The sequence below is a fragment of the Pseudomonas sp. D3 genome, from assembly GCF_029320995.1.
Lineage (GTDB): Bacteria > Pseudomonadota > Gammaproteobacteria > Pseudomonadales > Pseudomonadaceae > Aquipseudomonas > Aquipseudomonas paraveronii.
Map to the genome: position 1 here is coordinate 5,366,930 of NZ_CP119772.1, position 21,220 is coordinate 5,388,149.

Below are 21,220 nucleotides of genomic sequence, written 5' to 3' on the forward strand. Positions count from 1 at the left end.
GACTGGCTCCTCAAAAACATTCTCGAACAGAGGCCGCCGATCACACGGGGCCCCTGGAACAAATCGGTTAGTTCAGGTGTTCGACGCGAATCCGTACCACAGGCCCCACTACGCCTTGCAAGGCTTCCAGGGCGGTGATGGCATCGTTGATGTGCTGCTCAAGCACGCGGTGAGTCAGCAGGATCATCGGCACCTGGCCGTTCTGCTCCTCGACTTCCTTCTGCATGATCGACTCGATGTTGATGCCGCGTTCCGACAAGATGCTGGCAACCTGGGCCAATACGCCCGGGTGATCCTTGGCCTGTATCCGCAGGTAGTAGGCGCTTTCGCACGCTTCGATCGGCAGGATCGGGTGGGCCGACAGCGAATCCGGCTGGAATGCCAGGTGCGGCACGCGGTTTTCCGGGTCGCAGGTCATGGCGCGAACCACGTCCACCAAGTCGGCGATCACCGACGAAGCGGTCGGCTCCATGCCGGCGCCGGCGCCGTAGAACAGGGTCGAACCGGCGGCGTCACCGTTGACCATCACGGCGTTCATCACGCCATTGACGTTGGCGATCAGGCGGTCGGCCGGGATCAGCGTCGGGTGTACACGCAACTCGATACCGGCCGGTGTGCTGCGCGCCACGCCCAGGTGCTTGATGCGGTAACCCAGGGCTTCAGCGTAGTTCACGTCGGCTGTGGTCAGCTTGGTGATGCCTTCGGTGTAGGCCTTCTCGAACTGCAACGGGATACCAAAGGCAATGGACGCGAGGATGGTCAGCTTGTGCGCCGCGTCGATACCTTCAACGTCGAAGGTCGGGTCGGCTTCGGCGTAACCCAGGGCCTGGGCTTCGGCCAGCACGTCTTCGAAGGTACGGCCCTTCTCGCGCATTTCGGTGAGGATGAAGTTACCGGTGCCGTTGATGATGCCGGCCACCCAGTTGATGCGGTTGGCGGACAGGCCTTCACGGATCGCCTTGATCACCGGAATACCGCCGGCCACCGCAGCTTCGAACGCCACGATAACGCCCTTCTCACGCGCCTTGGCGAAGATCTCGTTGCCGTGCACGGCGATCAGCGCCTTGTTGGCAGTGACCACATGCTTGCCGTTTTCAATCGCCTTGAGCACCAGCTCGCGGGCCACGGTGTAGCCGCCGACCAACTCGATGACGATATCGATGTCAGGGTTGGTCGCCACGGCGAAGACATCGTTGGTAATCGCAATACCGGTCGTTTCGAACTGAGGCTTTGGCGAACGCGTGGCAATCTGCGCCACTTCAATCCCGCGCCCTGCACGGCGGGAAATTTCTTCAGCATTACGCTGAAGTACGTTTAAGGTGCCGCCACCGACGGTCCCTAACCCACAGATGCCTACTTTGACCGGTTTCACTGAAGAACTCCCCATGAAACGGCCGACGCGAGGTCGGCCGTGGAAAACAGCCGCACAACTGCGGCTTTCAATTAATGGCCCATCGACTTATCAAAGGGCCATGATCGTCAAAGGTTCGACGATGCTGGTTTATTTGGCACTCAGCGCCAGTTTGGCAACTTGCGGTGCCGGCTGATAGCCCGGAATCACCTGGCCGTCAGCCAAAACGATGGCCGGTGTACCGTTCACACCAATGGACTGGCCCAGGGCAAACTGCTTGGAAACCGGATTGGCGCACTTGGCCGCCTTGATTTCCTTGCCGTCGACCATCTTGTCCATGGCCGCTTTCTTGTCGGCCGAGCACCAGACTGCCTGCAACTGCTCGTCACCCGGCGAGCCGAGGCCCTGGCGCGGGAACGCGACGTAGCGCACTTCCACACCGAGCTTGTTCAGCGCCGGCACTTCGGCGTGCAGCTTATGGCAGTACGGGCAGGTGGTGTCGGTGAACACGGTGATGTGCGTCTTGGTCTCGCCAATGGCCGGGTAAACCACGGTTTCAGCTACCGGAATGCCGTTGATCAGCTTGGACACGCCCAGCCGCTCGGCTTTCTCGGTCAGGTTGACCGGCTTACCATCCTTCAACTGGAACAGGTAGCCCTGGACAATGTACTGGCCGTCGGCACTGGCATACAGCACGCGGCTGCCCTTGAGCTTGACTTCGTACAGGCCGGCCATCGGGCTGGCACTGATGCTTTCGATCGGTGTATCGAGTTGCAGGTTGGCCAGGCTCTTGCGAATAGTCTGCTCGGCAGCGTCATCGGCGAAGGCAAAGGTGGAAACCAACGCAATGGCTGCGGCGGCAATAATCTGGGTCAAGCGCATGGGAACTCCTGAAGGCAGATGCAGGGACGGGCGTGCGGAACACCGATCTGGAAACACGGGGCTGTCATCACAAGTCACGCCGTACCCTTTGCTAACCGGCAAAGCCTACCACAGTTGGGCCGCAGGGCAGCCCGTGGCGGGATAATTTGGCGGTTTTCAGCCACGCGGATGGTGCTTGGCATGCATATCCTGCAAGCGCGCCCGTGCCACATGGGTGTAGATCTGGGTTGTGGATAAGTCGCTGTGGCCAAGGAGCATTTGCACCACGCGCAAATCCGCGCCGTGGTTGAGCAAATGCGTGGCAAACGCGTGACGCAACGTATGCGGCGACAGGCTCTTGCCGATCCCCGCCACCTTGGCCTGGTGCTTGATGCGGTGCCAGAAGGTCTGGCGGGTCATCTGCTCACCCCGTAGGCTGGGGAACAGCACATCACTGGGGCGCCCACCGAGCAATTCGCTGCGCGCATCACGCATGTAGCGCTCGATCCACACAATCGCTTCTTCCCCCATCGGCACCAGCCGCTCCTTGCTGCCCTTACCCATTACCCGCAGCACGCCCTGACGCAGGTTGACTTGCTCAAGGGTCAGGCTGATCAGCTCGGTCACCCGCAGGCCGCAGGCGTACAGCACTTCGAGCATGGCACGGTCGCGCTGGCCGATGGCTTCGCTCAAGTCCGGGGCGGCGAGCAAGGCGTCGACATCCGCTTCCGACAGGGATTTGGGCAATGGCCGCCCCAATTGCGGCATATCGACCTGTAACGTCGGGTCGAGGGCGATGAGTTTTTCCCGCAGCAGGTAGCGATAAAAGCCACGCACACCAGAAAGGAATCGTGCCGTGGAACGCGGCTTGTAGTTCTGCTCCAGACGCCAGGCCAAGTGATCGAGGATCAACTCACGGCCGGCATTGATCAGCTCGAGGTTTTTTTCCTGCAACCAGCCGTTGAACAGGGCCAGATCGCTGCGGTAGGCATGGCGGGTGTTGTCCGACAGGCCTTTTTCCAGCCATAGGGCGTCGAGGAAGCGGTCGATCAGAGGGTGGTCGATGGCGGGCATGTGGGCTCAGGTTGACTACTGGGATGTCTGGTAGATCCTATCGCAGGCAAGCCAGCTCCCACATGGGATTTGTGTCGCACATCGATTTTATGACCACTGATAATCAAATGTGGGAATTGGCTTGCCCGCGATAGCTGCGACTCGGCCTCGGATCAGCCAACAAATTCCAGGCACAAAAAAAGCAGCCCGCAGGCTGCTTTTTTTCTGCATCGGGAAGCTGGACTTAAGCCAGTTTTTCCTTGATGCGAGCTGCTTTACCGGACAGGTCACGCAGGTAGTACAGCTTGGCTTTACGCACGTCACCGCGACGTTTAACGGCCATGCTGTCGATTTGCGGGCTGTAGGTCTGGAAAGTACGCTCTACGCCAACACCGTTGGAGATTTTACGAACAGTGAAAGCACTGTTCACACCACGGTTACGCTTGGCAATTACCACGCCTTCGAACGCTTGCAGACGCGAACGGTCGCCTTCCTTCACTTTCACCTGAACGACAATGGTGTCGCCCGGGGCAAAGGTAGGGATCTCTTTGGTCATCTGCTCTGCTTCGAGTGCAAGGATGATTTTGTTAGTCATGCTGTGCTCCTAAGGTAAGTCAATGGACCTACCATCGATACGTTGTTAACTATCGTCCCGCGCGAGGATGTATTCCTCGAGCAGCTTCTTCTCTTCTCCAGAAAGCGAGCGGCTTTCCAGAAGATCGGCGCGTCGTTCATAGGTCCGACCAAGGGACTGCTGTAAACGCCAACGCCGGATGTGTGCGTGATTGCCACTTAGCAATACGTCGGGAACACGCTGATCCGCATACACCTCCGGTCGGGTGTAGTGCGGGCAATCCAGCAAACCATCCGTGAAGGAATCTTCCTCCGCGGAGTCCGCATGCCCTAAAGCTCCAGGCAGCAGTCGTGTAACCGCATCTATCAGGACCATCGCCGGCAGCTCACCGCCAGACAGGACATAGTCCCCAATCGACCACTCTTCATCGACATGAGCTTCAATAAACCGCTCGTCAATGCCTTCATAGCGACCGGCAATCAGGATCAGTGCTTCCTCATTCGCCAGTTCGCGTACCGCCGCCTGTTTCAGCTGACGGCCTTGAGGGGACAGGTAAATTACCTTCGCCTTCTCCCCAGCGGCAGCCTTGGCCTGAACCAACGCGTCTTCCAGGGGCTTGATCTTCATCACCATGCCCGGGCCACCGCCAAATGGGCGATCGTCCACAGTGTGATGTCGATCCGTCGTGTAGTCTCGCGGGTTCCAACAGGTGAGCTGCAACAGCCCCTGTTTCACCGCCCGACTGGTGATGCCGTACTCGCTGATGGCGGAGAACATCTCGGGAAACAAACTGATCACTTCAATGCGCAAATTAGCCACGCTTAGAAGTCCGCGTCCCATTCCACCTTCATCTCGCCCGCGGCCAGGTCGATGGCCAACACGCATTGCTCGGTATAGGGCAATAGGCGCTCGCGATCATCCAGGCTGCCAGCGCAAGGCTTGACCACCATTACATCATTGGCGCCGGTTTCCAGAAGATGATCAATTTTCCCGAACAATTGCCCGAGTTGATCAATAACCTTCAGACCTTCCAGCTGGTACCAGTAGTACTCGCCGTCGGTCAATTCAGGGAACAGGTTGCGCGGCACGCAGATCTCATAACCGGCCAGAAGACGAGCTTCTTCACGATCATCAAGACCCTTGAGCTTTGCGACCAGGAACTTGTCGTTCCCGCGTCCACTGACCAGCTCGACCTGTTTCACATTCCCCTCGCGCTTGAGCGTCCAGGTTTTGTACTGCAACAGGTTTTCTGTCGGATCAGTAAAGGAATACACCTTCACTTCGCCGCGAACGCCATGAACAGAATAAATCTTGCCGATAACGATCAAATCATCAGCAACAGCTGGCGTCGCGTTCATATTGCTCAGGCTGCGGCCTTAGCCGAGTCCTTCAACAACTTGGCAACACGCTCGGAAGGCTGTGCACCAACGCTCAGCCAGTAGGCTACGCGCTCTTGGTTCACGGACAGACGAACTTCTTGACCACGAGCAACAGGGTTGAAGAAACCAACCTGTTCCTTGTGCGAACCGTCACGCGGGTTGCGGCTGTCGGTTACGGTCAAGTGGTAAAACGGGCGCTTTTTGGAGCCGCCAAGGGCAAGACGGATTGTTAGCATGTGAACATCGTTCCTGTAGTCGGTGCTGCAAATCTAAATGCACAGCGGGCATAGGTGCCCGAAAGGCCGCATATTCTAAGGAATATCCGGACTTTTGCAAATGTCTTTTTCTGGCGCCTATCAGCGTGCCATTCAGATCTGCTATAGAGCCGTCGGTTAAAACGGCAAGTCAGCTCCCGCCAGACGGCGGGTTTGCTGGAGATCCCACATCCCTGTGGGTCGGAGCAGGAGCACGCTCCCGCTCGAATTCTTTACATCTTGGGCATGCCGCCGCCGGGCAACATACCGCCCATGCCGCGCATCATCTTGGCCATTCCGCCTTTGGCGGAGAATTTCTTCATCATCTTCTGCATCTGCTTGTGTTGCTTGATCAAGCGACCGATGTCCTGCACCTGGGTGCCGGAGCCCATGGCGATCCGACGCTTGCGCGAACCGCTGATCAGCTCAGGGTCGCGGCGCTCGGCCGGGGTCATGGAGTTGATGATGGCTTCCATCTGCTTGAACTGTTTCTCTGCCGCGCCCTGGGCATTGCCCATTTGCGCCAGGTTCACACCGCCCATGTTCGGCAGCTTGTCCATCAGGCCGCCAAGGCCGCCCATGTTCTTCATTTGTTGCAACTGATCGCGGAAGTCTTCGAGGTCGAAGCCCTTGCCCTTCTTCAGCTTCTTGGCCAGTTTATCGGCCTTGTCCTTGTCGAGTGTCGCTTCGGCTTGCTCGATCAGGCTGAGTACGTCACCCATGCCGAGGATACGCGAAGCGATACGCTCAGGGTGGAACGGTTCGAGCGCGTCGCTCTTCTCGCCCATACCGATGAACTTGATCGGCTTGCCGGTGATGGCGCGCACCGACAGCGCGGCACCACCACGGGCGTCGCCGTCGACCTTGGTCAGGATCACGCCGGTCAGCGGCAGTGCGTCACCAAAGGCCTTGGCGGTGTTGGCCGCATCCTGGCCGGTCATCGCGTCGACCACGAACAGTGTCTCGACCGGGTTGATCGCGGCATGCAGCGCCTTGATCTCGCCCATCATCTCTTCGTCGATGTGCAGGCGACCGGCGGTGTCGACGATGACCACGTCGATGAATTTCAGCTTGGCTTCTTTGATCGCCGCATTGGCGATATCGACCGGCTTCTGGCTCAGGTCCGACGGGAAGAAGGTCACGCCCACTTCGCCGGCAAGCATTTCCAGTTGCTTGATGGCCGCCGGACGGTACACGTCGGCCGACACCACCATCACGGTTTTTTTCTTGCGCTCTTTAAGGAAGCGCGCCAGCTTGCCGGCGGTGGTGGTCTTGCCCGCACCTTGCAGACCGGCCATCAGCACGACGGCCGGCGGCACGGCGCTGAGGTTCAGGTCTTCGTTGGCCGCGCCCATCAGGCTTTCGAGTTCGGCCTGGACGATCTTCACAAAGGCCTGGCCCGGCGTCAGGCTGCGGGACACTTCGGTGCCGACCGCGCGCTCTTTGACCGAGTTGACGAAGTCCTTGACCACAGGCAAGGCCACGTCGGCTTCCAGCAACGCCATGCGCACTTCACGCAGGGTGTCTTTAATATTGTCCTCGGTCAGCTTGGCCTTGCCGGTTACGTGGCGCAGCGTCTGCGAGAGACGGTCAGTCAAGTTTTCAAACATGCGCGATCCTTTCAGGCCCTATGGTAGACCGAGGTAATGGCGGCCCAGGCTGTGGTAAATCGCTATTAAAAACAGCGCTCGGCGAGCCTGCGGCGTGGGCAGGTCGCGGATTATAGCGAAGACTGCGCACATGCACACCCGCTGTCTGGCCCTAGAGTCTTTCGTGGAACGCAGGTGTATGCCAAACTCAGCGCCTTTCGGGCTTGCCTAACAGGATTTATGCTCCCTTTGTCACCCAGTTTACTACCCAGCCTCGCCGCCGCCTTTTTGTATGCCGCTGCGACCCTCTACCAAGGCACGCGCCTGGCGCAAGGCGCCAAGGCCGAAACGCGCCTGCTGGCAGGCCTTGGCGTCCTCGCCCTGCTGGCCCATGCCGCGAGCCTGTTCACCCACTTGATGACGCCGGTCGGCCTGGGCCTGGATTTTTTCAGCGCCGCCAGCCTGATCGCCGCCGCAGTGATCGCCCTCACGCTGATCGCCTGCGCACGCATCCCGGTGGAAAACCTGCTGGTGCTGCTGTTTCCCCTGGGGATGCTGACGGTGCTGCTGGCGCAATTCGCGCCCGCCGGCACGGTGCAGGTGATCGATGAAGAGCCGGGCATTCTTGCGCATATCCTGCTGTCGATCCTGGCCTACGGCATGTTCACCATCGCGGTGTTCCAGGCGTTGCTCTTGCTCGTGCAGGACCACCAGCTCAAGCACAAGCACCCGTCCGGCCTGATCAAGAACTTCCCGCCGCTGCAAACCATGGAAAGCCTGCTGTTCGGCTTCCTGTGGGCCGGCTGGACGCTGCTGTCGCTGTCGCTGATCTCCGGCTGGCTGTTCGTCGAAAACCTGTTCGCCCAGCACCTGGTGCATAAAACCCTGCTGGCGTGCCTGGCGTGGGTGGTGTTCAGCGTGCTGCTGTGGGGCCGCAACCGCCTTGGCTGGCGCGGGCACAAGGCGATCCGCTGGACCCTGGCCGGTTTCTGCCTGCTGATGCTGGCCTATTTCGGCAGCAAGCTGGTTCGCGAATACATCCTGCATATCTGACGGGCAGCGATCATGGATAACTTGCCCTTAGGGCCGATGCTCGCGGTAATCGCCTTGCTGGTTTTGTGGGCGGCGCTATTTACCGCCATCGAAGCCGCACAACAACACCTGCTGGCCCTGCGCCCCGGTACACGCCAGGGCGACAAGGCCGCCGCCCGCCTGAACTTCCCACGCCACAGCATGATCCTCTGCAACACCCTGTGCCGTGCTGGCGTGGTGATCCTCTGTACTCTGCTGGCGATCTACGCCTGGGCGCAAAACGGCGCGTGGCTTGGCTGGCTGGTCTCCTGCAGCATCCTGCTGGTGCTGGCCGATTACCTACCCCGCGCCCTGGCCACCCGCCATCCGCAAGCGGTGCTGGGCTTCGGCAATGCCCTGCTGGGCGTGCCGCTGAAAATCCTTTATCCCCTCGCCTGGCTGCTCAATGGCATCAGCCTGCTGTTGCTACGCCCCTTTGCACGCACGCCCGGCGTGGTGAAAAAAAGCGACGACCCGCAACCCGACCATGATGACGAACCCGAGCCAGAGGCCGATGAAAATCGCACGCCCGGCATGCCCGGCATCCACGCGCTGGACAACATCACTGTCAACGACATCCTGGTGCCACGCAGCGAAGTGGACGGCATTAACCTTGACGACTCGCTCGAAGCGATCATCGAGCAACTGCGCAGTTCCCAGCGCACCCGCCTGCCGGTGTTCCACAGCGACATCAACCAGGTCGAAGCCGTGCTCAACACCCGGCTGATCCAGCACCTGTTGCTGGATGCCAGCCTGACCAAGGAGACCTTGCTCGCCGCCTGCTACGAACCCTACTTCGTCCCGGAAAGCACGCCCCTGCAACTGCAATTGCTGAACTTCCACAAGCAGCAGCGGCGCCTGGGCATGGTGGTGGACGAGTACGGCGAAGTGCTGGGCATCGTCACCCTGGAAGACATTCTTGAAGAAATCGTCGGCGAATTCGAAAGCGAACAGAGTGCTGACAACCCGCATATCGAAGCGCAACCGGACGGCCGCTATATCATCGACGGCGCCGCCTCGATCCGCGAATTGAACAAGAGCCTGGGCTGGCACCTGCCCTGCGACGGCCCCAAGACCCTCAACGGCCTGGTGACCGAAGCGCTGGAAACCATTCCCGATTGCGCGGTGTGCTTGAAAATCGGCCGCTACCGCCTGGAAACCCTCGAGACCGAGGACAACCGCGTGAGCAAGGTGCTGATCTGGCACACCAGCCGCGTGCCGGTCGCCGCGTAACCCCTTGTTGGATGCGCAAACCGCTTCCTATAATCGGGTCGGCTTACCCAAGCCCCGCCCGACCGCGTGCTACCCGCACCGAGCGCGTCCAGGCACCGCCTTGCCATGTCTTACCGGTGTTCGCTCCCATCCCGAGCCGCTCCGCTCACAACCCTGATCCTGGGGTGTTCGACCAATAATAATCCGCGTCCAAACGCGCACTGACCGTCAGGGATACCTCCATGAGCACCACTTATAACGAGGCTGCGACCGCCGCCCCGACCAACTCGACCGCCCGCGTCGCCACCGCCAGCATCGTCGGCACTGCCATCGAGTTCTACGATTTCTATATCTATGCCACTGCGGCCGCGCTGGTGATCGGCCCCGTGTTCTTCCCGCAGACCTCCGGCACGGCGCAGATGCTCGCGTCATTCCTGACCTTTGGCATCGCATTCATCGCCCGCCCGCTGGGTTCGGCGCTGTTCGGCCACTTTGGCGACCGTATCGGCCGCAAATCCACGCTGGTGGCTTCGCTGCTGCTGATGGGGGTGTGTACCACGCTGATCGGCTTGCTGCCGGGGTATGACAGCATTGGTGCCTGGGCCCCGATTCTGTTGTGCGTGCTGCGTTTCGGCCAGGGCCTGGGGCTGGGCGGGGAATGGGGCGGGGCGGCGTTGCTGGCGACCGAGAACGCGCCCAAGGGCAAGCGCGCCTGGTTCGGCATGTTCCCGCAACTCGGCCCTTCGATTGGCTTCCTCGCGGCCAACGGCCTGTTCCTGATCCTGGCCATGAACCTGAACGACGAGCAGTTCCGCAGTTGGGGCTGGCGCATCCCGTTCATCCTCAGCGCCGCACTGGTGATGGTCGGCCTATATGCGCGGCTCAAGCTGCATGAAACCCCGGTGTTCGCCAATGCCGTGGCGAAAGAAGCGCCGGTAAAAGTGCCGTTGTTCGAGCTGTTCAGCCAGCATTGGATGCCGGTGCTGCTGGGCGCCGCGTCGATGGTGGTGTGCTATGCGCTGTTCTATATCACCACGGCATTTTCCTTGAGCTACGGCGTGTCGACCTTGGGCTACAGCCGCGAGACATTCCTCGGGCTGCTGTGTTTTGCCGTGTTGTTCATGGGCCTGGCGACGCCGCTGGCAGCCTTGGCCAGCGATCGATTCGGGCGCAAGCCGGTGCTGATTGTCGGTACGGTGCTGGCCATTCTGTCGGGTTTCACCATGGAGCCATTGCTGACATACGGTTCGACCTGGGCTGTGGCGCTATTCCTGGCCCTGGAGCTGTTCCTGATGGGCGTGACCTTCGCCCCGATGGGCGCGATGCTGCCGGAACTGTTCCCGACCCGCGTGCGTTATACCGGCGCTTCGGCGGCCTATAACCTGGGTGGGATCGTCGGCGCGTCGGCCGCACCGTTCTTCGCGACCAAGCTGGTGGCGATGGGTGGGCTGAGTTATGTCGGCGGGTATGTGTCGGCGGCAGCATTGATTAGCTTGATTGCGGTGCTGTGCCTGAAAGAGACGCGGGATAACGATTTGAACAAGGTCGACTGATAGACCGCTATCGGGGGCAAGCCCCCTCCCACACTTAACCGCGTTCAATCTGTAGGAGTGCGGTCAAAATGTGGGAGGGGGCTTGCCCCCGATAGGCGCGACGCGGTTTAAAGCTCTACAACAACCGCCTGAGCCGCACGGGTCGCCTTGGCGCGAGCCGCTTCAATCGACTCATCCCGCGCCAATGCCACGCCCATGCGGCGCTGGCCATTCACTTCCGGCTTGCCGAACAGACGCAACGCCGTGTCCGGTTCGCTCAAGGCCGCGCCGAGGTTAGCGAATGCGGTCTGGGTCGATTGCCCTTCCACCAAGATCACCGCCGACGCCGACGGCCCGAACTGCCGGATCAACGGGATCGGCAGGCCCAGGATGGCGCGCGCGTGCAGGGCGAACTGCGACAGGTCCTGGGAAATCAAGGTGACCAAACCGGTGTCATGCGGGCGTGGCGACACTTCGCTGAACCACACCTGATCGCCCTTGATGAACAACTCCACGCCAAACAAGCCACGGCCACCCAAGGATTCAGTCACGGCCTTGGCCACGCGCTCGGATTCTGCCAGGGCAATCGGGCTCATGGCCTGAGGCTGCCAGGATTCCTGGTAATCGCCCTTCTCCTGACGATGGCCGACCGGCGCGCAGAAGGTCGTGCCGCCGATGTGGCGCACGGTCAACAGGGTGATTTCGTAGTCGAAGTCGATAAAGCCTTCGATGATCACCCGGCCCTTCCCGGCACGCCCGCCTTCCTGGGCGTAATCCCAGGCTTTCTGCACGTCCTCGGTACTGCGCAGCAGGCTCTGGCCCTTGCCCGACGAGCTCATCACCGGCTTGACCACGCACGGGAAGCCCAGGTCGTGCACGGCCTTGCTGTAGTCTTCGAAGGTATCAGCGAAGTGATACGGCGAGGTCGGCAGGTCCAGCTCTTCAGCGGCCAGGCGACGGATGCCTTCGCGGTTCATGGTCAGCGATGCGGCGCGCGCGGTCGGGATCACGGTGAAACCTTCGGCCTCCAGCTCCACCAGGGTGGCGGTGGCGATGGCTTCGATTTCCGGCACGATGAAGTGCGGCTTCTCGGCTTCGATCACCGCACGCAGGGCGGCGCCGTCGAGCATGTTGATCACATGGCTGCGATGGGCAACCTGCATGGCCGGCGCGTTGGCATAGCGATCCACGGCAATCACTTCAACGCCCAAGCGTTGCAGCTCGATTACCACTTCCTTGCCCAGCTCACCGCAGCCACACAGCAAAACGCGGGTCGCGGTTGGCGACAATGGAGTTCCGATTCGGGTCATCTCAGGTCCTCAGGGGAGCGGATCATGGGGAGAAAGGCCGGCATTTTACATGAACTGTGCAGATTGGCTTCAGTTGGCGACGGCCCGTTTGCGGATACGCCAGGCCATGATCAGCCAGACCACCGTGACCCCGGCGAATTTCGACGCCAGGGCGGTGCCCACCACGGCGGGCGTAAGTGCACCGATCAAGCCGAAAAAGATAAAAGTATCGAGGGGAATGCTCAGCGCCGAACTTATCCACAGGCGATCGTGGAGCGGGCGTTTGGTGATGCTGAACACCAGCCAGTCGATGCACTCGGACACCGCGAACGCCGTGGCGCTGGCCAGGGCGATGGACGGGTCGGAGGTGATATACGACAGCGCGAGCGCCGCCAGCATGGCGAGGATCGCGCCGTGGCCGAAGCGGGTTTGCACCATGTCGCGCAGGATGAACACCAGACCGCCCCAGGCGGACCAGATGACGTCCAGGTGCGGGGCAGTGGAAAAGGCAAAATTGATCAGCACGACGCTGCTGATGTAGGCGATCAGGAAGAGCATGGGGGATGGACCTGTGGGTAATGCCGCACAGGGTACACAATTACAGGGATGTCGTCTGGGGTGGCCCTATCGGGGGCAAGTCGAATCGTCGCACCGCCCCTCCCACATGTGACCGCATTCCTACAGATTAAATGCGGTTAAGTGTGGGAGGGGGCTTGCCCCCGATGGCAGTCGATCAGGCACCGGAACTCTTAGGCATCACCCACACCAACCCACTCGCCTTCGCCCGCTCATGACACACCCCCAGCACCACCCGGCGCTCGGCGTTGTCCATGCGGCTCCAGCGCGTGATTTCTTCCACGCTACGCTGGCAGCCGATGCATATATCGTCGTCATCCAGCGCGCAAATGTTCACGCACGGCGAGGCGACAGGGCGCTCTGACGGGTTCATTCTTCCTGCTCAACCAGATCCCGCGCATAACGCTGGGCGTTATGCACATAGTGCGCAGCGCTGGCCTCGAGCATCTTCTTCTGCGCGTCGGTCAATTCGCGCACCACTTTGCCCGGCGAGCCCATGACCAGGGAACCATCGGGAATGTCCTTGCCTTCGCCGATCAGCGAATTGGCGCCGATGATGCAGTACTTGCCGATCTTCGCGCCGTTGAGGATCACCGCATTGATGCCGATCAGGCTGTAGTCGCCGACGGTGCAGCCATGCAGCATGGCGTTATGGCCGATGGTCACACCGGTGCCCAGGGTCAGCGGGTAACCCATGTCGGTGTGCATCACGCTGCCGTCCTGCACATTGCTGTTCTTGCCGATCAGGATCAGTTCGTTGTCGCCACGCAACACCGCGTTGAACCAGACATTGGCGCCCTCCTCCAGCTTGACCTTGCCCACCAACGTGGCATTCGGCGCCACCCAGCTGTGTGGATGCGTCTCGACGCGGGCGTCGCCCAGGCGGTATTTCATGATGTGTCCTCACGGCTGGCCATTTAAACGATGGCTTATAGATGGATGAAGCTCTTGGGCGGCTGGTGCAGGCTGATGTTGGCATCGTCATAAAGCAGGTTGATCAGTTCGACGATCATGATCGCCGTCAAACCCCAGATCTTGTATTCGCCGAACCGATAGCTCGGCACGTACCAACTGCGACCCTGGTAATCGATGCGATGGGTATGTTCGCGCGGGTCTTGGCGGAAAAACTCCAAGGGCACGCTGAAGACCGCAGCGATTTCGGCGTCGTTGGCCAGGTATTCGACGTAGTCCGGGATGACGCCAACGTAGGGCGTGACCCGAATGCCATGCAGGGAAACCAACGGGCTCAACGGGCCGATCACCTCGACCAGGCCGGGCGGCAGGCCGATTTCTTCTTCGGCTTCGCGCAGGGCGGTGAAGATCAGGTCGGGGTCTTCGGGGTCGCGGCGCCCGCCGGGAAAGGCCACTTCGCCACCGTGGGTGGACAGGCCGCTGGCGCGCAGCGTCAGGATCAGCTCGGGTTCGTCACTGCGGGTAATCGGCACCAGCACGGCGGCCTCGGGGAAACGCCCGTCGGTCTCAAGCAGTTGCGGTGTGTGATTGCTTACCCGGCGAAGTAGCTCGTCCAGCATGAGTCATCTCGATCTGTTGGCTACCTTGCATCATGCACCAAAGCGCGCGGGTGCCCAACCCCAAAACCTGAGGGCTGTCGCGAAACGACAACTTGCAGGGCCCTGCCGCCCACGCCAAGATAGGCAGACTTTCCAGGAACCCCAGCATGAATTTCTGCAGCCAGTGCGGTAAACCGGTCACCCAACGCATTCCCGAAGGCGACGCACGCCTGCGTTTTGTCTGCGATCATTGTCAGACCATTCACTACCAGAACCCCAATATCGTCGCCGGCACGGTGCCAGTGTGGGGCGATCAAGTACTGCTGTGCCGCCGCGCCATCGAGCCCCGCCGGGGTTACTGGACCCTGCCCGCCGGCTTCATGGAGAACGGCGAGACCATGGAACAGGCCGCCATGCGCGAAACCATGGAAGAAGCCTGCGCCCACGTGCGCAACCTGAGCCTCTACACCCTGATCGATGTGCCGCATATCAGCCAGGTGCATGTCTTCTACCGCGCCGAACTGATTGACCTGGACTTCGCCGCAGGCCCCGAAAGCCTGGAAGTGCAACTGTTCGACGAAGCCGACATCCCTTGGTCCGAGCTGGCTTTCCGCACGGTCGGGCGTACCTTAGAATACTTCTTCGCCGACCGTCGCCAACAATCGTTCCCGGTGCGCAGCGAAGCTGTGCCGCCGCTGTCCAAGCCCGCCCAATAACAAACCGGCAGATCGTCGTCCAAGGGAAATCGTTTTAATGCGTTGGTTGCTTGCTCTGCTCTGCCTGTCGTTCGCCACGTTGTCCTCAGCCACCACTCTGGAAACCCTGGGCGGCAAAACGGTCGAAAAAATTCTGGTGCTCAAGTCCGCCCATCAGTTGCAACTGATCAACGACGGCAAACCCCTCAAGACCTACCGCATCTCCCTGGGCAAAAACCCCAAGGGCACCAAACTGTTCGAAGGCGACCGCCGCACGCCGGAAGGCTTGTATTGGATCGACTGGCGCAAAACCAGTGACCGCTACAACCTGGCCATGCACATTTCCTACCCCAATATCAGCGACTCCGCCCGTGCCCGCCGCGAAGGCGTGAAGCCCGGCAGCATGATCATGATTCACGGCACGCCCGACAGTGAAGAATACCCGGAGCAGTGGTTCCACACCCTGGACTGGACCGACGGCTGCATCGGCATGCGCAACGTCGACATGCGCGAAATCTGGAACCTGGTCAAAGACGGCACCCTGATCGAGATTCGGCCGTAGCCCTCGCCCCTTGGCAAATTAATTAAAAAAAGTTTCCTGCCCTCGATAGCGCCTGCCGGTGAATACCAATTCACCCCGCAGGCTGCGCAGCTCTGCGCGCCTTAAAGACCTCTCTAATACCACTTGATGCCAGCTACCGTTAAGGCGCCCTGAAACCTGGACCTAAAGCGTTTTAGCAGCATTGACATGGTATTTAAGTGGTATTAGTTTCCGGCCAATAGCGGGCGACAACACTCTAATAACCGCATCGGAAACCTGACAGATGAACCCCATCCTGACGCTGCGTCCCGACGACAAACAATCCACGCCGCTGTACCTGCAACTGGCCCGCAACCTGGAAGCGGCGATCCACGCCGGCCAGTGGAAATCCGAACAGGCCCTGCCGTCGGAACGCGCCCTCAGCGAGCAGTTAAGCCTTTCGCGCGTCACCGCCCGCAAAGCGCTGGAAGTCTTGCTTGCCCAAGGCCTGATCCGTCGCAGCCAAGGCTCCGGCACCTTTATCACCCCACGCCTGGAACAGCCGCTGTCGCGCCTGTCAGGGTTCAGCGAGATGCTGCGACTCAAGGGGTTTGTGCCCAGTTCCCAGTGGCTGGAACGCGACATCAGCGCGCCGACCCATGAAGAATTGATCCGCCTGGGCCTGTCGCCGAACGACAAGGTGACGCGCCTCAAACGCCTGCGCAAAGCCGACGACACGGTGATGGCAATCGAAATGACCGCCATGCCCGCCTCGGTGCTGCCACAACCGCAAGCCATCGGCCACTCCCTCTACGAGTACCTGGAGGGCATCGGCAAACCCATCGTGCGCGCCCTGCAGCATATCCAGGCGATCAACGCCTCGGACGAGTTCGCCGCACTGGTCGGCATCGCCCCCGGCACCGCCATGCTGCTGATGACCCGCGTCGGCTACACCGCCGACAACACACCGATCGAAATCACCGACACCTACTGCCGCAACGACTACTACGACTTTGTCGCAGAGCTGCGGCGATAGGCCTTTGCCGCGCACCGCGGCCTTAGAGAACTGCCCATGTCCGAAGACAATATCCTTACACCCCATGGCTGGATTCGCGGCCGCCTGGTGCATGAACACGGCAAGGTGATCGCCATCGAAGGCGCGCCTTGCAACCCGGCCGACAACGACTTGCCCTACCTGCTGCCGGGGTTTATCGACCTGCACGTCCACGGCGGCGGCGGCAAAGACATCATGGAAGGTGCCAACGCCTTCGAAACCATCACCCGCACCCACGTGCGCTTTGGCACTACCTCGCTGCTGGCCACCACCATGACCGCGCCGGTGGACGAGATTTCCAGCGTACTCGGCCAGCTCGGCAGCTTCTGCGAGCAGCGCCCGAGCGGCAGTGCCCGGGTCCTTGGCGTGCACCTGGAAGGCCCCTACATCAATCCGGGCAAACTCGGCGCGCAACCCAACTTCGCCCACACCGCATTGATGGAAGAAGTGGAAACCTACCTGCGCCTGGCGCCGATCCGGGTGATCACCATCGCCCCGGAAATCGCCGGGCATGACGGCCTGATCCGCGCCCTCAGTACACGCGGCGTGCGTATGCAGATCGGCCACACCCTGGGCAGCTATGAAGAAGGCGTCGCCGCCCTCGCCGCCGGCGCCACCAGCTTCACGCATTTGTACAACGCCATGAGCCCGCTGCATCACCGCGAGCCGGGCATCGTCGGCGCGGCGTTGGCCCACGCCCAGTACGCGGAATTGATCCCGGATTTGCTCCACGTACACCCCGGTGCCATGCGCGTGGCCCTGCGCGCGATCCCGTGCCTGTACTGCGTCACCGACTCCACCGCCGCCGCCGGCATGCCCGACGGCGAATACAAGCTGGGCAGCCACACCGTGACCAAATGCCTGGGCGGCGTGCGCCTGGCCGACGGCACCCTGGCCGGCAGCACCCTGACCATGGATCAGGCGCTGCGCAACCTGGTGAAGATCGGCCTGCCCATCAGCGAAGCCTCACAACGCCTGTCGCAATTTCCGGCGGACTACCTGGGCCTGGAAGAACGCGGCCGCCTGCAACCCGGCAGCTTTGCCGACTGCGTGCGCCTGGACCGCTCCCTGCACCTCACCGACGTCATGGTCGAAGGAGAAACCATTGTCCTCAAAAATGCTTGAAGAGGCCCTCGCCTCCTGTGACGCCGTAGCCGCGCAGCTGCAACGCCTGGACCCGCGTCTGCAAGACATCACCGACCGCCTGCGCCGTCAGCCGCCGCAAGTGGCGATGACCATCGCCCGTGGCAGCTCGGACCACGCCGCGAGCTACTTCGCCTACCTGGCCATGCAGCACGTAGGCATTCCGGTGGCGTCGTTGCCGATGTCGGTGGTGACCCTGCTGCAAGCGCCGTTGCAGGTCAGCGGCCAGGTCGTGTTCGGTTTCTCTCAGTCGGGCCAGAGCCCGGACCTGGTCGACAGCCTGCGCCAACTGCGCAAACGCGGCGCCTTGAGCATCTCGCTGGTCAATGCCGAAGATTCACCCCTGGAAGCCGCCTGCGAATTCCATGTGCCGCTGTGCGCCGGCCCGGAACTCAGTGTGGCCGCGACCAAGAGCTTTATCGCGACCCTCAGCGCCAGCGCGCTGTTGATCGGCCACTGGAACCAGGAAGCCGACCCGCTGCACGCCTGCCGTGCGTTGCCCGAGGGCCTGCGCGAAGCAGCCAAGCAGGACTGGACGCAAGCCATCGACGCCCTGCGCGACTGCCAGCAATTGATGGTGATCGGCCGTGGCGCCGGGTTTGCCATCGCCCAGGAAGCCGCGCTCAAGCTCAAGGAAACCTCGGCGATCCAGGCCGAAGCCTTCAGCAGCGCCGAGGTGCGTCACGGGCCGATGGCCTTGATCGGCAACAACTACCCGCTGCTGATCTTCGCCCCACGCGGCGCCGAGCAAGCCGGGCTATTGAGCCTGGCTGCCGATATGCGCCAACGCGGCGCCCGCGTGTTGCTGGCCGCGCCGGACGATATCGCCGAACGCGACCTGACCCTGAGCCGCGCCGAACACCCGAGCCTGGACCCGATCCTGGCCATCCAGAGTTTCTATGTCATGGCCGCCGGCCTGGCGGTCGCCCGGGGCATGAACCCTGACCAGCCGCGCCACCTGAGCAAAGTCACCCGCACCCACTGAGTGGCGTACCGCGATTTCCTGATGAGTACCGTGCCCATGTCCAACAACAATAATGAATTGACCCTCAGCGCCCCCCTCAGCGGGCCGGTGCTGGCCTTGGACAACGTCCCCGACGAAGTCTTCGCCAGCGGCGCCATGGGCGACGGCCTGGCCATCGACCCGCTGAACGATTGCCTGTACGCACCGTGCGACGGCGAGATCATCCATGTGGCGCGCACCGGGCATGCGCTGACGATTCGTGCGCAGAACGGCGCCGAGCTATTGATGCATGTGGGCATCGACACGGTGGAATTGAACGGCGAAGGGTTCACCCTGCTGGTGAAGAACGGCGCGCGGGTGAGCAAGGGCCAGGCGCTGATGCAGTTTGACCTGGACCGGATTGCGCGCCAGTGCAAGAGCCTGGTCAGCCTGATCATTCTCACCAACAGCGAGCGCTTCGAACTGACACCGCTGGCGCTCCATTCGATCAAGCGCGGTGAACCGCTGGCGCGCGTGGCGCTGCGTTCCAGCGTAGCGCCGCAAACAGCTGTGGATAACTCCGTCGCGCAAGCCAGCGCCAGCGTGCGCATCACCCATCGCGGCGGCCTGCATGCGCGTCCGGCAGCATTGATCCGCAAGACCGCCCAGGCGTTCAGCAGCCAGACGCAGTTGCATTTCGCCGGCAAGTCGGCAGCGTGCGACAGCCTGGTTGCCCTGATGGGGCTGGGCATCGGCGAAGACGATGAGGTCCGCGTCACCAGCCGTGGCAAGGATTGTGCGGCGGCAGTGCAGGCACTGGTTGCCGCGCTGTCGGTAGCGATCAGCGACGAACCTCCCGCACCGGTGGCCGTCGCACCCCGTCGCACGCCTACCGAAGCCGGTGTATTGCAAGGCGTATGCGCGGCGCCGGGCTTGGTCTGCGGGCCGCTGTTCCGCCTGAGCGGGATCGAGCTGCCAGACGATACCGCCCAGCATTGCGCCGACGAGCAACTGCAGCGGCTGGATGCGGCGCTTGAGCAGGTGCGCAACGAAATCCGCACCACCCTGGACCTCGCCCGCCAGCGCAAGGCCGTCGACGAAGAAGAGATCTTCGCCGCCCACCTCGCACTGTTGGAAGACCCGACCCTGCTGGACGCCGCCACCCGCGCCATCGAACACGGCAGCGCCGCCACCCACGCCTGGCGCGATGCGATCCAGGCGCAATGCGCGGTGTTGCTGGGCCTGAGCAAGCCGTTGTTGGCCGAACGCGCCAACGACCTGCGCGACCTGCAACAACGCGTACTGCGCGCGCTGCTGGGTGAAGCGTGGCACCTCGAGTTACCCGCCGGGGCGATTGTCAGCGCCCATGAGCTGACGCCCTCGGACCTGCTGCAACTGAGCGCGCAACAGGCCGCCGGCATCTGCATGGCCGAGGGCGGCGCCACCTCCCATGTCGCGATCCTGGCCCGGGGCAAAGGTTTGCCATGCGTGGTGGCGCTGGGCGCCGAGGTGCTCGATGTGCCCCAAGGCCAACGCGTGGTACTCGACGCCGCCAACGGTCGCCTGGAACTGGCGCCCAGCGAGGCGCGCCACGCCGAAGTCCACCGGATTCGCGACACGCAGAACCTGCGCCGCCAAGCACAACAGACCCAGGCGCGACTGCCGGCGAACACCCGCGATGGCATGACCATTGAAGTCGCCGCCAATGTCGCCTCCAGCGCCGAGGCCCAAGTGGCATTTGAAAACGGCGCCGATGGCATCGGCCTGCTGCGCACCGAATTCCTCTTCGTCGACCGCCGCACCGCACCGGACGAACAGGAACAGCGCCAGGCCTATCAAGCGGTGCTGGATGCAATGGGCGACAAGTCGGTGATCATCCGCACCATCGACGTGGGCGGCGACAAACAGCTCGACTACCTGCCGCTGCCGGTCGAGGCCAACCCGGTGCTGGGCCTGCGCGGCATTCGCCTGGCCCAGGTGCGCCCCGAGGTGCTCGACCAGCAACTGCGCGCACTGCTGCAAGTCAGCCCGCTGGCGCGCTGCCGCATCCTGCTGCCGATGGTCAGTGAAGTCGACGAACTGCTGCAGATCCGCCAGCGCCTGGATGAACTGTGCGTCGAGCTGAAACTGACCCAGCGTCCGGAACTGGGGGTGATGATCGAAGTGCCCGCCGCTGCGCTGATGGCCGAACAACTGGCCGAGCATGCGGACTTCTTGTCCATCGGCACCAATGACCTGTCCCAGTACACCCTGGCCATGGACCGCGACCACGCCGGCCTCGCCGCACGGGTCGATGCGCTGCACCCGGCGCTGCTGCGGTTGATCGCCCAGACCTGCACGGGCGCAGCCAAACACGGGCGCTGGGTCGGCGTGTGCGGCGCCCTGGCGTCCGACCCATTGGCGACGCCGGTGTTGGTCGGCCTGGGGGTCAGCGAGCTGTCGGTCAGCCCGCCACAGATCGGCGAAATCAAGGACCGCGTCCGCCACCTGGACGCGGCGCAATGCCGGCAACTGAGCCTGGGCCTGCTCGACCTGAGCAGCGCCAAGGCGGTACGCCAAGCCTGTCAACACCACTGGCCGCTGAGCTGACTACAACAAGAAAAGGGAGACACG

The 21,220-nt window shown here is 62.0% G+C and carries 22 protein-coding genes; 9 read left to right on the forward strand and 13 right to left on the reverse strand.

Translation table 11 applies throughout. The features are described 5' to 3' along the window. Positions 1 to 67 precede the first annotated feature (67 nt). The 8 genes from P3S72_RS24770 to ffh all read right to left on the reverse strand — a co-directional run bounded on the left by P3S72_RS24770 (position 68) and on the right by ffh (position 7,082). Positions 68 to 1,372: a homoserine dehydrogenase gene (locus P3S72_RS24770; protein WP_247396790.1), complete on the reverse strand. Its 1,305-nt coding sequence runs from the start codon at positions 1,370 to 1,372 to the stop codon at positions 68 to 70. 129 nt (positions 1,373 to 1,501) lie between these two features. Next, a complete protein-coding gene (locus P3S72_RS24775; RefSeq protein ID WP_010207987.1) occupies positions 1,502 to 2,233 on the reverse strand; it encodes a thioredoxin fold domain-containing protein in 732 nt (243 codons plus the stop codon). A 156-nt stretch (positions 2,234 to 2,389) separates the two neighbouring features. Next, positions 2,390 to 3,286, reverse strand: a complete 897-nt coding sequence (gene xerD / locus P3S72_RS24780) for a site-specific tyrosine recombinase XerD (protein WP_276194682.1) — start codon at positions 3,284 to 3,286, stop codon at positions 2,390 to 2,392. 223 nt (positions 3,287 to 3,509) lie between these two features. Further along, on the reverse strand, positions 3,510 to 3,860 hold the full coding sequence (gene rplS, locus P3S72_RS24785) for a 50S ribosomal protein L19 (RefSeq protein ID WP_003175895.1): 351 nt from the start codon (positions 3,858 to 3,860) through the stop codon (positions 3,510 to 3,512). Between the two features lie 45 nt (positions 3,861 to 3,905). After that, a complete protein-coding gene (trmD, locus tag P3S72_RS24790) occupies positions 3,906 to 4,679 on the reverse strand; it encodes a tRNA (guanosine(37)-N1)-methyltransferase TrmD (RefSeq protein ID WP_024077235.1) in 774 nt (257 codons plus the stop codon). Then, entirely contained in the window at positions 4,661 to 5,197 is a 537-nt protein-coding gene (gene rimM / locus P3S72_RS24795) for a ribosome maturation factor RimM (RefSeq protein ID WP_276194692.1), read from the reverse strand. The genes trmD and rimM overlap by 19 nt, the downstream gene beginning before the upstream one ends. A 5-nt stretch (positions 5,198 to 5,202) precedes the next feature. Then, complete coding sequence (gene rpsP / locus P3S72_RS24800) at positions 5,203 to 5,454, reverse strand: 30S ribosomal protein S16 (RefSeq protein WP_003175899.1); 252 nt, start codon at positions 5,452 to 5,454, stop codon at positions 5,203 to 5,205. Between the two features lie 251 nt (positions 5,455 to 5,705). Beyond that, the gene (gene ffh, locus P3S72_RS24805) at positions 5,706 to 7,082 is read right to left on the reverse strand and encodes a signal recognition particle protein (RefSeq protein WP_276194693.1); all 1,377 of its coding nucleotides are present in this window, start codon (positions 7,080 to 7,082) and stop codon (positions 5,706 to 5,708) included. Positions 7,083 to 7,310: 228 nt separating this feature from the next. Between ffh and ccsA the strand changes: the two genes are divergently transcribed. The 3 genes from ccsA to P3S72_RS24820 all read left to right on the forward strand — a co-directional run bounded on the left by ccsA (position 7,311) and on the right by P3S72_RS24820 (position 10,897). Then, positions 7,311 to 8,114: a cytochrome c biogenesis protein CcsA gene (ccsA, locus tag P3S72_RS24810; RefSeq protein WP_276194694.1), complete on the forward strand. Its 804-nt coding sequence runs from the start codon at positions 7,311 to 7,313 to the stop codon at positions 8,112 to 8,114. A gap of 12 nt (positions 8,115 to 8,126) precedes the next feature. Beyond that, the gene (locus P3S72_RS24815; protein ID WP_276194695.1) at positions 8,127 to 9,365 is read left to right on the forward strand and encodes a transporter associated domain-containing protein; all 1,239 of its coding nucleotides are present in this window, start codon (positions 8,127 to 8,129) and stop codon (positions 9,363 to 9,365) included. A gap of 221 nt (positions 9,366 to 9,586) precedes the next feature. Further along, positions 9,587 to 10,897: an MFS transporter gene (locus tag P3S72_RS24820; protein ID WP_276194696.1), complete on the forward strand. Its 1,311-nt coding sequence runs from the start codon at positions 9,587 to 9,589 to the stop codon at positions 10,895 to 10,897. A 107-nt stretch (positions 10,898 to 11,004) separates the two neighbouring features. Here P3S72_RS24820 and purT read toward each other — a convergent pair whose 3' ends face one another. From purT to P3S72_RS24845, 5 genes are all read right to left on the reverse strand, one after another. Then, on the reverse strand, positions 11,005 to 12,186 hold the full coding sequence (gene purT, locus P3S72_RS24825) for a formate-dependent phosphoribosylglycinamide formyltransferase (RefSeq protein ID WP_276194697.1): 1,182 nt from the start codon (positions 12,184 to 12,186) through the stop codon (positions 11,005 to 11,007). Positions 12,187 to 12,255: 69 nt separating this feature from the next. Further along, positions 12,256 to 12,723, reverse strand: coding sequence for a VUT family protein (locus P3S72_RS24830; protein ID WP_276194698.1), 468 nt, complete (start codon positions 12,721 to 12,723; stop codon positions 12,256 to 12,258). 175 nt (positions 12,724 to 12,898) lie between these two features. Beyond that, positions 12,899 to 13,114, reverse strand: coding sequence for a DUF1289 domain-containing protein (locus P3S72_RS24835; RefSeq protein ID WP_276194699.1), 216 nt, complete (start codon positions 13,112 to 13,114; stop codon positions 12,899 to 12,901). Then, complete coding sequence (locus tag P3S72_RS24840; protein ID WP_276194700.1) at positions 13,111 to 13,635, reverse strand: gamma carbonic anhydrase family protein; 525 nt, start codon at positions 13,633 to 13,635, stop codon at positions 13,111 to 13,113. Before P3S72_RS24840 ends, P3S72_RS24835 begins: the two co-directional genes overlap by 4 nt. A gap of 35 nt (positions 13,636 to 13,670) precedes the next feature. Further along, positions 13,671 to 14,273, reverse strand: coding sequence for a CoA pyrophosphatase (locus P3S72_RS24845; RefSeq protein WP_247405466.1), 603 nt, complete (start codon positions 14,271 to 14,273; stop codon positions 13,671 to 13,673). A 146-nt stretch (positions 14,274 to 14,419) separates the two neighbouring features. Here P3S72_RS24845 and P3S72_RS24850 point away from each other — a divergent pair, with 146 nt between their 5' ends. From P3S72_RS24850 to ptsP, 6 genes are all read left to right on the forward strand, one after another. Then, positions 14,420 to 14,968 (forward strand): NUDIX hydrolase, encoded by a 549-nt coding sequence (locus P3S72_RS24850; RefSeq protein ID WP_276194701.1) that lies wholly within the window; start codon positions 14,420 to 14,422, stop codon positions 14,966 to 14,968. 37 nt (positions 14,969 to 15,005) lie between these two features. Next, positions 15,006 to 15,509, forward strand: coding sequence for a L,D-transpeptidase family protein (locus P3S72_RS24855; RefSeq protein ID WP_276194702.1), 504 nt, complete (start codon positions 15,006 to 15,008; stop codon positions 15,507 to 15,509). A 262-nt stretch (positions 15,510 to 15,771) separates the two neighbouring features. Further along, the gene (locus P3S72_RS24860; RefSeq protein WP_276194703.1) at positions 15,772 to 16,503 is read left to right on the forward strand and encodes a GntR family transcriptional regulator; all 732 of its coding nucleotides are present in this window, start codon (positions 15,772 to 15,774) and stop codon (positions 16,501 to 16,503) included. 36 nt (positions 16,504 to 16,539) lie between these two features. Then, positions 16,540 to 17,646, forward strand: coding sequence for an N-acetylglucosamine-6-phosphate deacetylase (gene nagA, locus P3S72_RS24865; RefSeq protein ID WP_276194704.1), 1,107 nt, complete (start codon positions 16,540 to 16,542; stop codon positions 17,644 to 17,646). Next, complete coding sequence (locus tag P3S72_RS24870; RefSeq protein WP_276194705.1) at positions 17,627 to 18,649, forward strand: SIS domain-containing protein; 1,023 nt, start codon at positions 17,627 to 17,629, stop codon at positions 18,647 to 18,649. Before nagA ends, P3S72_RS24870 begins: the two co-directional genes overlap by 20 nt. Before the next feature lie 36 nt (positions 18,650 to 18,685). Further along, entirely contained in the window at positions 18,686 to 21,196 is a 2,511-nt protein-coding gene (gene ptsP, locus P3S72_RS24875) for a phosphoenolpyruvate--protein phosphotransferase (RefSeq protein WP_276194706.1), read from the forward strand. The last annotated feature ends 24 nt before the right edge of the window (positions 21,197 to 21,220 follow it).

Excerpts from the sequence above, each read along its gene's own strand:
- P3S72_RS24775 (WP_010207987.1), bottom strand. The coding sequence starts at position 2,233 with ATGCGCTTGACCCAGATTATTGCCGCCGCAGCCATTGCGTTGGTTTCC.
- xerD (WP_276194682.1), bottom strand. The coding sequence starts at position 3,286 with ATGCCCGCCATCGACCACCCTCTGATCGACCGCTTCCTCGACGCCCTA.
- rplS (WP_003175895.1), bottom strand. The coding sequence starts at position 3,860 with ATGACTAACAAAATCATCCTTGCACTCGAAGCAGAGCAGATGACCAAA.
- trmD (WP_024077235.1), bottom strand. The coding sequence starts at position 4,679 with ATGGGACGCGGACTTCTAAGCGTGGCTAATTTGCGCATTGAAGTGATC.
- rimM (WP_276194692.1), bottom strand. The coding sequence starts at position 5,197 with ATGAACGCGACGCCAGCTGTTGCTGATGATTTGATCGTTATCGGCAAG.
- rpsP (WP_003175899.1), bottom strand. The coding sequence starts at position 5,454 with ATGCTAACAATCCGTCTTGCCCTTGGCGGCTCCAAAAAGCGCCCGTTT.
- ffh (WP_276194693.1), bottom strand. The coding sequence starts at position 7,082 with ATGTTTGAAAACTTGACTGACCGTCTCTCGCAGACGCTGCGCCACGTA.
- P3S72_RS24815 (WP_276194695.1), top strand. The coding sequence starts at position 8,127 with ATGGATAACTTGCCCTTAGGGCCGATGCTCGCGGTAATCGCCTTGCTG.
- P3S72_RS24820 (WP_276194696.1), top strand. The coding sequence starts at position 9,587 with ATGAGCACCACTTATAACGAGGCTGCGACCGCCGCCCCGACCAACTCG.
- purT (WP_276194697.1), bottom strand. The coding sequence starts at position 12,186 with ATGACCCGAATCGGAACTCCATTGTCGCCAACCGCGACCCGCGTTTTG.
- P3S72_RS24830 (WP_276194698.1), bottom strand. The coding sequence starts at position 12,723 with ATGCTCTTCCTGATCGCCTACATCAGCAGCGTCGTGCTGATCAATTTT.
- P3S72_RS24835 (WP_276194699.1), bottom strand. The coding sequence starts at position 13,114 with ATGAACCCGTCAGAGCGCCCTGTCGCCTCGCCGTGCGTGAACATTTGC.
- P3S72_RS24840 (WP_276194700.1), bottom strand. The coding sequence starts at position 13,635 with ATGAAATACCGCCTGGGCGACGCCCGCGTCGAGACGCATCCACACAGC.
- P3S72_RS24845 (WP_247405466.1), bottom strand. The coding sequence starts at position 14,273 with ATGCTGGACGAGCTACTTCGCCGGGTAAGCAATCACACACCGCAACTG.
- P3S72_RS24850 (WP_276194701.1), top strand. The coding sequence starts at position 14,420 with ATGAATTTCTGCAGCCAGTGCGGTAAACCGGTCACCCAACGCATTCCC.
- P3S72_RS24855 (WP_276194702.1), top strand. The coding sequence starts at position 15,006 with ATGCGTTGGTTGCTTGCTCTGCTCTGCCTGTCGTTCGCCACGTTGTCC.
- P3S72_RS24860 (WP_276194703.1), top strand. The coding sequence starts at position 15,772 with ATGAACCCCATCCTGACGCTGCGTCCCGACGACAAACAATCCACGCCG.
- nagA (WP_276194704.1), top strand. The coding sequence starts at position 16,540 with ATGTCCGAAGACAATATCCTTACACCCCATGGCTGGATTCGCGGCCGC.
- ptsP (WP_276194706.1), top strand. The coding sequence starts at position 18,686 with ATGTCCAACAACAATAATGAATTGACCCTCAGCGCCCCCCTCAGCGGG.